Source organism: Pseudomonas sp. FW305-E2 (assembly GCF_058782925.1).
On sequence record NZ_JBYSYE010000088.1, the window covers coordinates 1 to 4013 of the forward strand.

Consider the following 4013-nt stretch of genomic DNA (forward strand, 5'->3'; position numbering starts at 1 on the left):
GCGGCGGCAACGGTGAACGGCCGGTGGAAATTGGCCAGCAGGCCCGGCCCTTTCGCGGGTGAACCCGCTCCTACGACGACCTGTGCCCAACCACGGATGCGTGTGTGTTTGTAGGAGCGGGCTTGCCCGCGAATACGGTGGCGGCAGCAACGGTGAACGGCAGGTGGTAATTGGCCAGCAGGCCCGGCCCTTTCGCGGGTGAACCCGCTCCTACGACGACCTGTGCCCAACCACCGATGTGTGTAGGAGCGGGTTTACCCGCGAATACGGTGGCAGCGGCAACGGTGAACGGAAGATGGAGATTGGCCAGCTGGGCCGGCCTCTTCGCGGGTGAACCCGCTCCTACGACGACCTGTGCCCAACCACCGATGCGTGTGTGTGTGTGTGTAGGAGCGGGCTTGCCCGCGAATACGGTGGCAGCGGCAACGGTGATCGGCGGGTGGTAATTGGCCAGCAGGCCCGGTCCTTTCGCGGGTGACCCCGCGCCTACAGGTGCAGTACCCGCGTAGAGCCCTGCTCAGGCGACGCAAGCCTCCAACGCTTGCGCCTCAACCCCCAGCAACCGGCTGATCCGCGCGCAGTCATCTTCCCGGCGCAACTCGGCAAACAACACCACCGCTTCGGGGTAACTGCGAGTCAGCATCGCCAGCCACTGCTTCATCCGCCCCGGCGCATAACGCGGCGACAATTTGGCCTGGGCCTGGCGCCAGAACTCACGCAACAGTGGCAACAATTCATGCCAGCTCATCGGCTGATAGTCGCGCCCGTCCCGCGCCGCTGCAATCTGCAGGCCCAGGTCCGGGCGCGATACCAGCCCACGCCCGAGCATGATGTCTTCAGCGCCACTGACCTCGCGGCAACGCCGCCAGTCATCGACCGTCCAGATCTCGCCATTGGCAAACACCGGCACCTTGACCACATCCTGCACCCGCGCCACCCACTCCCAGTGCGCTGGCGGCTTGTAGCCCTCAACCTTGGTCCGTGCGTGCACCACCAGGTGTGCCGAACCGCCCTCGGCCAGCGCCGTGGCGCACTCCAGTGCCCCATCGGGGCTGTCGAAGCCCAGACGCATCTTCGAGGTCACCGGAATGTTCGCCGGCACCGCACGCCGCACTTCACGCACAATGGCGTGCAGCAACTCCGGCTCTTTGAGCAGTACCGCGCCACCGCGCGACTTGTTCACCGTCTTTGCCGGGCAACCGAAGTTCAGGTCGATCACCGGCGCCCCAAGCTCGCAAGCCAGTGCGGCGTTTTCCGCCAGGCATACCGGGTCAGAACCCAGCAATTGCACGCGCATAGGCACACCGGCAGCCGTGCGCGCGCCCTGACGCAGTTCAGGCGCCAGCTTGTCGAACGAGGACGCCGGCAGCAGGCGGTCGCACACGCGAATGAACTCGGTGACGCACCAGTCGATACCGCCCACACGGGTCAATACGTCGCGCAGGATGTTGTCGACCAGCCCCTCCATCGGGGCCAGAGCAATTTGCATGTCGGGGTCTCAGCGGAAAAAGCCGGCAGTTTAACAAAAAATGCCGGTGACTCAGGCGCCGATCAGCGCCGGACCGTAACCTTCGACGAATTCCGCCGGCATGCGCCTGGGCTTGCCGCTGGACAGCTCGATGCAGGCAAAGGTGGTTTGCGCACGCAGCAGCGTCACACCATCGCGCGGGCGCTTGAGCTGAAACCGCCGCGTCATGCGCAGGCGTTGGTCCCAGTCAATGATCCAGGTGGCCAGCTGCAGCTCATCGTCTTCATAGGCGGCGGCCAGGTAGTCGATTTCGTGGCGCACCACCGCCATCGCCCGGTCAAGGCGCCGGTACTCGGCCAGGTCCAGCCCCAGACGCTGGGAGTGGCGCCAGGCGCAGCGCTCAAGCCAGGTGACATAGACGGCATTGTTGGCGTGGCCAAGGCCGTCGATGTCCTCGCTGCCGACGCGCAGGTCGATGACGAAGGGTGTTGCCAGGTCCCAGCTCATTTTCGCTTCCTTGGCGCAAAAGGCGATTTAGCAGCGATCTGCGGGGCAATGTCCAGCCCCAGCGAGCCTGAAGCGGTCGTTGTAGGAGCGGGCTTGCCCGCGAATCAGACACCGCGGTGGGTGGCACCGGCGATGCCGATGTTCGCGGCTGAAGCCGCCCCGACACTGACCGCTTCAGCCCGAGCCAGCAATTCGAGCACGGCGTCGCTCAGCCGCGGGTCGGCGAGCACTCGCTGGTGACCACCCCCTTCCAGCAGCATCAGCCGGCTGTCGAACCAGGCCTTGTGGATCACATGTGCCTCATCTGCGGGCACAAGAGCATCATCGGCAGCATGCACCACCAGCCCCGGCAGTTCCAGCTGGTAACCCGTGACATCCAGCCGCGCAATCTGCATGCCCACATCGCGCTCGATCTGGCGAATGAACGCTGCCCGTGCCCGGGCTGGCAGCCCCAGGCGATGGGCAAAACCACGCAACACACCAAGCAACCGCGCCGGCGCTGCAATGCTGACAGCCGCCTCTGTACGCAGCCCCATCTGCAGGGCCAACAACACGCTGGCACCGCCCATGGAATGACCTATGACCGCACGCAAGGGCGGCAACTCAGCCGCAGCCTCAAGCAGCGCCCGGGCAAACAGCACCACATTCGCTTGCTCGCCAGGCGAACGACCATGCCCAGGCCCTTCCAGCGACACCACCGTATGCCCTGCCTGAACCAAGGCCTCGATCAAGGCGGCAAATTGCGTCGGGCGCCCTTCCCAACCGTGCATCAGCAGCACGGTCGGCCCTTGACCCCAGCGCAAGGCAGACAAACCGAAGCGCAGTGTAATGCGCTCGGCGCTGGCCAGCACGGGCAGCTCCCAATCCCGGGGCGGCAGGTTGCGCGGGGTCATGAAGGCACGGCGCATCTTGCCCGCGACATGCTCGGGGGCCAGGCGGCCCAAGGTGCCATTGACACCGCGAATCCAGCTCAGGGTGGTCATCGCCATGCTCCAGGGTTAAAGCACCGCCGATTTGGCGGCGCGCAGAATACGGTCAGACAGGTCACTGGTCCCCAAGGCCCGGGCCAGCGCCAGCCCTCCCACCATCAGGGCCAGGTCGGCCAGCGCTTTGTCGGCATCCTCAGGGCGGTCGACCATCGCGGCAGTCATCAACTCGATGTGCTCGGCCAGCACCTCGCGGAAGACCTCCGGCAGGCGCTGCATTTCGCCCAACGCGTTAGGCAGCGGGCAAGCATGTACTTCGCAGTCCCGGTGCTTGCGCGAGAGGTAGAAGGCCCCGGCCAGCGCTCGCCGCCCGGCGCCATCGAGATTGGGGTCGACCTGAGCGAGCAAGGCACGGCGCTCACCCAACAACTGGCGGAACGCCTCGAGCATCAGCTCATCCTTGCTGTCGAAGTGCGCATAGAAGCCGCCGACGGTCAGGCCTGCCGCACCCATCACCTGGCTGACGCTGGGCTCGGCCGGGCCGTGCTGGATCAGCGCACTGCGCGCAGCTTCCAGAATGCGTTCGCGGGTTTTGCTCTTCTTGTCGCTCATCTGGCACACACCACAAAAAATATGATGATCGAAATATTATTCCCATCATATTTTTTGGCAAGCAAAATGTGCGGCCGTTTGTCGGGGGCAAATTATTGAGAAGGGAAAAAACAAAAGGCCCATTCAATAAGCGAATGAGCCTTTAAAGTCCCGCAAAACGCGGGTAAACGTGGCGTCCCCTAGGGGACTCGAACCCCTGTTACCGCCGTGAAAGGGCGGTGTCCTAGGCCACTAGACGAAGGGGACGTAACCTTCGTGCCGATCCGCTAACGCGAACCGCGGCAAAATTGGTGGAGCTAAGCGGGATCGAACCGCTGACCTCCTGCATGCCATGCAGGCGCTCTCCCAGCTGAGCTATAGCCCCGGATTTCTAGCCTCGCGGCCCAGCGACATAACAACATCGCTTGTGTAAAACTGGCGTCCCCTAGGGGACTCGAACCCCTGTTACCGCCGTGAAAGGGCGGTGTCCTAGGCCACTAGACGAAGGGGACGAACCTTCG

At 64.2% G+C, this 4013-nt stretch carries 4 protein-coding genes and 3 tRNA genes; all 7 read right to left on the reverse strand.

Annotated elements, in window-relative coordinates; all coding sequences use genetic code 11:
• Positions 1–517 precede the first annotated feature (517 nt).
• The 7 genes from AC3WLP_RS27760 to AC3WLP_RS27790 all read right to left on the reverse strand — a co-directional run bounded on the left by AC3WLP_RS27760 (position 518) and on the right by AC3WLP_RS27790 (position 4004).
• Entirely contained in the window at positions 518–1489 is a 972-nt protein-coding gene (locus AC3WLP_RS27760) for a tRNA dihydrouridine synthase (RefSeq protein WP_088513103.1), read from the reverse strand.
• A 51-nt stretch (positions 1490–1540) separates the two neighbouring features.
• A complete protein-coding gene (locus AC3WLP_RS27765; RefSeq protein WP_003247186.1) occupies positions 1541–1975 on the reverse strand; it encodes an acyl-CoA thioesterase in 435 nt (144 codons plus the stop codon).
• A 104-nt stretch (positions 1976–2079) separates the two neighbouring features.
• Positions 2080–2958: an alpha/beta fold hydrolase gene (locus tag AC3WLP_RS27770; protein ID WP_088513102.1), complete on the reverse strand. Its 879-nt coding sequence runs from the start codon at positions 2956–2958 to the stop codon at positions 2080–2082.
• 15 nt (positions 2959–2973) lie between these two features.
• The gene (locus AC3WLP_RS27775; protein WP_012053280.1) at positions 2974–3513 is read right to left on the reverse strand and encodes a TetR/AcrR family transcriptional regulator; all 540 of its coding nucleotides are present in this window, start codon (positions 3511–3513) and stop codon (positions 2974–2976) included.
• Positions 3514–3683: 170 nt separating this feature from the next.
• A tRNA-Glu gene (locus AC3WLP_RS27780) sits at positions 3684–3759 on the reverse strand.
• Positions 3760–3801: 42 nt separating this feature from the next.
• A tRNA-Ala gene (locus AC3WLP_RS27785) sits at positions 3802–3877 on the reverse strand.
• Between the two features lie 51 nt (positions 3878–3928).
• Positions 3929–4004, reverse strand: a tRNA-Glu gene (locus AC3WLP_RS27790).
• Positions 4005–4013: the final 9 nt, after the last annotated feature.